3 protein-coding genes are annotated in these 6,218 nt (G+C 35.4%); 2 read left to right on the top strand and 1 reads right to left on the bottom strand.

Annotated features, from left to right (window positions below; translation table 11 throughout):
• Positions 1–207 precede the first annotated feature (207 nt).
• On the top strand, positions 208–2,091 hold the full coding sequence (locus tag AAEU29_RS20960; protein WP_421975116.1) for a polysaccharide biosynthesis protein: 1,884 nt from the start codon (positions 208–210) through the stop codon (positions 2,089–2,091).
• Between the two features lie 5 nt (positions 2,092–2,096).
• On the opposite strand, the gene AAEU29_RS20955 is transcribed toward AAEU29_RS20960, so the two are convergent.
• On the bottom strand, positions 2,097–3,866 hold the full coding sequence (locus tag AAEU29_RS20955; RefSeq protein WP_421975115.1) for a tetratricopeptide repeat protein: 1,770 nt from the start codon (positions 3,864–3,866) through the stop codon (positions 2,097–2,099).
• Between the two features lie 201 nt (positions 3,867–4,067).
• Between AAEU29_RS20955 and AAEU29_RS20950 the strand changes: the two genes are divergently transcribed.
• Positions 4,068–6,218, top strand: a 2,151-nt coding sequence (locus AAEU29_RS20950) for a pre-peptidase C-terminal domain-containing protein (protein ID WP_421975114.1), incomplete at its 3' end; no start/stop codon positions are given.

The raw sequence follows: 6,218 nt of genomic DNA, 5'->3' as shown, positions 1-6,218 counted from the left end.
TAATGATGAGGCGACATTATTGAATACGCTTTTGAACTCGGTGGATTTTAGTAACCGCTTTTAATAGCAAGTAGTAGAAAGAAACGCCGGTTGATTAAAGCAAATCAACCGGCTTTTTTATGTAATTTACTTTAGTTGCCATGTTATTATTCAAAGTAATAAACTTTACGGAAAATATGCGTGAAAGTATCAAAAAAGTTAAGAATTATGGCTGATTTAAAAATTAAATTTCCTGCACTTATTGCAGATGTTATTTTTATAAATATGTCATTTTGGAGTTCAGTCTTCCTTTTCCAATCAAGCGGAAACATTCTGAATGATAATATGTTTGCTCTTTGTGTTATTGTAAACCTAGCGTCTTTAATCGTTTTTATAAAAATAGGTCTTTACAATGCAGTTTTGAACTACATTGATACAAAAGTTCTAATCGTTGTGTCTAGCGGTATTCTTTCTTCTGTTGCTGTTTTGGTCATGACAGCGTTTTATCTTGACGTTGCAATCGTCAAGAGTGTTCCTTATTTTTATGGAGTTCAATTAGCCCTTTTGGTAGGGGGCAGTCGAATTGCATTCAAGGCTTTACTTAACTCCAAAAATTTGTCTCAAAAAGAAAAAGTGGTTATTTACGGAGCAGGCTCTGCTGGTGAGCAACTTGCAATTGCATTGAATAATGGAAAAGAGTTTTTCGTAGCTGCGTTTATTGATGAAGATGAATCCAAAGTTGGAAAAAAACTTTTAGGCAAGCGTATTTACGCCCATAAACAGTTGGTAAATGTGATTGAAAACCTGTCACCAGTCAAATTACTGCTTGCGATCCCGAGTGTGGATATACAGCGAAGAAAAGCTATATTACTTGAACTAGAGCACCTTCCAGTTAAAGTTCAAAGTATTCCTGGTATTAATGATTTAATTCAAGGAAAGCACAAAATTGATGATATACATGATGTCAACGTTAATGATTTGCTAGGTCGTAAACCGGTATCTCCAGAACAAAGCTTATTAAAAGCAAATATTGTTGATAAAATTGTTATGGTTACTGGCGCAGGAGGATCTATAGGATCAGAATTGTGTCGTCAAATTATTAAGATTGGTCCAAAAAAACTCATTCTGTTCGAGCTTTCAGAATATGCACTATACAGTATTGATAAAGAGCTTCTCGAATTAAAGGAGCAATTATCATTAAATGTAGAAGTTTTTCCTTTACTTGGTTCTGTTCAAAGAGAAAATCGTTTAAATGCGGTGATAGAGTCATTCTCTGTTCAAACTTTATATCATGCAGCAGCTTATAAACATGTTCCTTTGGTAGAGTTTAATGTAGTCGAAGGTGTAAGAAATAATGTTTTTGGAACATTAGCCGTTGCAAAGGCTGCTATAGCAGCCAAAGTTGAAACATTTGTTCTTATTTCCACCGATAAAGCTGTGAGGCCCACAAATGTCATGGGTGCAACAAAGAGAATGGCTGAGTTAGTATTACAAGCACTTTCAAATGAACATCATAAAACCCGCTTTTGCATGGTTAGATTTGGTAATGTACTTGGTTCTTCAGGATCAGTTGTACCTTTGTTCACAAAACAAATTGAACAAGGGGGGCCAATTACAATCACGCACCCCGAAATAACACGTTACTTTATGACCATACCAGAAGCATCACAGCTGGTAATTCAGGCTGGGGCTATGGGACTTGGAGGAGATGTATTTGTATTAGATATGGGGGAACCTGTAAAAATACATGATTTGGCTACTAAGATGGTTCACTTGTCAGGACATAAAGTTGCCAATGAAAAAGGTGAGCAAGGAACTATTGAGTTTGAATTTACAGGTCTCCGTCCAGGTGAAAAATTATATGAAGAGTTGCTCATTGGTGATAACGTGAGTGGTACAAAGCATGAACGTATTATGACTGCTCATGAACAGTACTTACCTTGGAGTCAATTAAAGATTCTTTTAGATGAACTAGATGAAGCTTGCCATAATTTTGAACACCAACGCATTAGGGATTTGCTATTGTCTGCACCAACTGCATTTTCACCTAATTCAGGTATTGAAGACTTAGTTTGGAACAACCGCCCAAAACATTTAAAGGTGCTAAAATAGAAGAGTTACTTAACTCTTCTATTAATCATTTTTTTAGCTTCTAAAACTTTTAGATAAAGCTGATTTCCAGCCTCATAATTTGGTGCAAAGTTTACCAACTTGCGCAAAACTGACTCGGCTTTTAATAAATCTTTTTCTTTCAGAGCGATAATAGCTAAAGAGTAATATGATTCTGGAAGCGGTTTTTTACTATTACAAACTTTCTTAAAATAGTTCTTTGCTTGTTCAAGGTTTCCAAGCTGAAAATATAGTGCACCCAAGTTATGTAATATTTGGTTTTTCGATAGTAGATCTTTGGTTTGAGGAAGTAGTTTTTCTGCAACTTCTGTCGCTTCATTAACGCGTTTTTGCTCTACTAACATAGCAAAATAATTAGATGCCACGTCATCTCTTAATTTATTGTTAGAATACTTGTATGCCAGCTCTAATGTGCTATTTGCCTCATCAACTTTTCCATTATTACGATATATTTTTGCAAGTGATGTTAACACTCGCGGGTTTTTTGGGGACAATGATGCTTCATTCTCAAAAAAAGCCTCTTTATCTGACCACATTTCAGCTCGATGGAGTGTAAAAACAGAGTACGTAACGACAGTTATTGATATAAGAGCCATTACTTCTTTTTGTTTGTTAAATGCTTTGCCACATTCAGTAACAAAAGATATCAATAAAAAAGATAGAGCAAAGTTTGATATATAAGTTCTATGTTCGAATGCAAAATCTCGAATAGGAATAATGCTTGATTCAATCATGTGTCCGCAATAAAAGAATAATATAGCAAAGGTTATTTCTGGACGCTTTTTAAATAACACTATACTACTAACTAATAGACATAAATGCCCAATAAAACTGACAGTTGTAGTTAAGTTGGAAAATGAATTAGAGAATATTGAGTATTCTAAGCGTAGATCAATTGGCGCAAAAAACTTACCAATATAAATCCAGAGTATATTCAGCTGAGCGAAAAAGTAATCAAGTCTAGAAATGTCTTTTGTTTCTCTGGATGCGCTGTCGATTAACTTAATGAACTCTTTCCCACTTTCTGTAGTTAAACTTACAATTAGTAAAGAGACTCCTAAAAATAGGAGTGAGCTATAAAGTGTTTTATATGACTTATCGCGTTTGAAAAATAAAATTTCTAATATAACTAATACAAAAATAACTGATATGAAGTTTTGTTTACTGAACCAACCTAAAAACATTGAAATAATTAAAATTAAAACAAAACTTAAAGTCCTTGTTATATGCTTTGTATTAATTGCTTTTCGAAACTCAATATATGTAAGAGTACAAAGTAAATAAAAGAATGCAGACATCAAGCTGTAACGTTGAACAATATAAATAACCGGTTGGCTATTCAAAGGGTGTATTGCAAAAATCAAAGCAGAAAAAAAAGCAATTGTTTTATTTTCTTTACCGCACAAACTTAGCAAGCTATTAACTAAGAGGTATACTAAAAAAGTATTTAAAATGTGAATTGAAATATTGACCAATCTGTACTCTAAAACAGAGTTTATTCCCAACTTTTCTTGTACAAAAAATGTCATAGTGCCAATAAAACGGTTTTGCAGAAAAAAGTCTTGTACTGAACCTGTTTGTAAAAGATAGTTTTCCTGAATACTTCTAAAGTCATCTAAATAAAATGGGGCATTAAGACTTAAGGAATATACTGCAAGGATAGCTAAAATCAAAAAGCCTAGGTGATTCTTAGTATTAGAGAACATTTTGTACTTAAATGGTTTTTGGTAAAGCAAGTCTAACGTAACCCACTTCAAAAAAAAAACTTAATAATAAATATAGCTTTTCGAGCATTTTAGTTTATTTCTAAATTCATCATTACCGTTATCAAGTTAAAGACAGAAAATACACCTAGTGATACAGCGCTCTTTGAATGAAATAATTTCAACAAACGAGGTGAGTTTTAATACTTAATTGTTTATTATTAGAACAGAGATGTATGTAATAGGTAAAAAGTAATGAAAAAAATAGGTATATTGAGTGCTGTTTTGATTGCTTTTGCAAATAATGCAAATTCAAGCACTGAGAATCACTTATTTTCTTATACAGCAAGCGACGCAGTAAGTAAAAATACGCAAACAGCTTCTTCTGAGAATAGTTTAAAAGCAACAACAATAAAAATTAATCAAAACGCTGATAACTTACTGACCTTGGGATCAAAGTTTGAAGTTAACTTTCCCAATCAAACCAATATTTACAATGCAAAGGTAACGACTGAACTTCCTAATGGCATACCGAAGCGAGAAGGCGAAATATTAAGTTCAGCAAAATTGATTGCAAGCCTTGAAAAAGGCGCTGGTAGTATTGAGATGTCCATCTTAAATGGAGATATAAAAAGTTTATTTATTACTGATGCAAAGAACAATAAAATATATAATGTTGAGTTAAATTCTCAAGGTGAAGGGGTGCTTGTTGAGCAAGATTTTGCAAGCTATCAGTGTGCTGAATTCCCAGAGGCACAAAACACAAATTCTCCATTAAACTTTCCTTTAAGTTCTGAATTAACACCTGACTTAACTACATTACAAGGATTACAGAGTCGTCCTGGTGCGACAAATGTTATATACATCAATAACTGGGGGGGGACTCTCTCAGGAACGCGTTGGAATGATGCATATAACAGTGGAAATTCCATCAGTTATGATCCATTTGATACAGATGGGAATACATCTAGCTTTTCTGACAATGAACGCTACTTAATGTGGTTAGCATGGAAGGAAATGGCTGAAGATTATGCGCCATTTGATGTAAATATTACAACTAGCCAGAGTGTTTACAACAACACCCCTGTGGTAAATCGCAGTCAAATTATTGCCACAACAACAGCGACAAGAGATACATTCTACCCAAATTCAGCGGGTGGTGTAGCTTATGTAGGTATATTTGGATTAGATTCGGATTACTACAAAACTGGGTGGACGTGGAATTTATCAGCGGGTTCAATGGGGATGACCCACTCTCACGAGTCAGGCCATCAAATGGGACTTTCTCACCACGGAACGTCAGGCAAAGGCTATTATGGTGGTCATGGTGTGTGGGGACCTGTGATGGGGGCTCCATTTGGCCAATCTTACGTTCAATGGAGTAAAGGTGATTATCCTGATGCAAATAATTCATCACAAAACGATCTAACTATCCTTCGAGATGTGTTAGGAGTGTTAGATGATGATGTAGCAAATTCTTCAGGGTCAGCTACAAATTTATCAGTACCTGAAAGTGGTTATTATGCACAAATAACACCAAGCGGGATAAACGATGTTGTCGATGTTGATGTGTTTGAATTTAACATTGCAACACAATCAATTGCAAAGGTTCAGGTTCAGTCTTCACTGGGAGTTGAAGGTGAAACAAGAGCTGCCAATTTAACATTCAAGGTCACACTGAAAAACGACCAAGGAGAGGTAATTGCAACTCATACTTCCGCAACGGTTGCTAATGTTACTCCGCTTAATGATTATTTTACGTATACAAATGATTTTGCACCTGGCACGTACTCTATTCATGTCGAAGCGCAAACGCCAGATGAGAATTGGACTACTGGATTTGATGACTATGGTAACGGTGGTGAGTACCACGTTTCAATCTCATTTGATGATGAAATTTTGATTACCCATACTGAAGCTAATTTAGCCGCGAGCGCTGGTAATGAAATTCAACGCAGTATTATTATTCCTGAAGGTGCTTCTGACGTAACAGTTTCATCTTCTGGCGGAACAGGTGATGCGGATTTATATACGCGTTCAGGTCAAGCTCCAACTAGAGCGACCTTTGATTGCCGCTCTTGGAATAGCGGTAATAATGAGACCTGTTCAAATCAAACTGCAAATGCAGAGTTGCATTATATGTTGTACTCCTTTAGCGACTTTGCTGGTGTATCCACATCTGTTACTTACAATATAAGCGGCACGTTAGATTCAGATGGTGATGGTGTAAATAATATTACTGAGAAAAATCTTGGAACAGATATCACAGACACAGATTCAGATAATGACGGTTTACCGGATGGTTGGGAAGTTGCTAACGGAACCAACCCTGTTGTAGCTGATGCAAATGGTGACTCAGACGGTGATGGACTGACCAATAAGTATGAATACGATAATGGCTTAGAT

This window comes from Pseudoalteromonas aquimarina, from assembly GCF_049257255.1.
Classification (GTDB): Bacteria; Pseudomonadota; Gammaproteobacteria; order Enterobacterales; family Alteromonadaceae; genus Pseudoalteromonas.
Note: the sequence above shows the minus strand (reverse complement) of the source record. Positions and strands in the feature narration are given on the sequence as shown.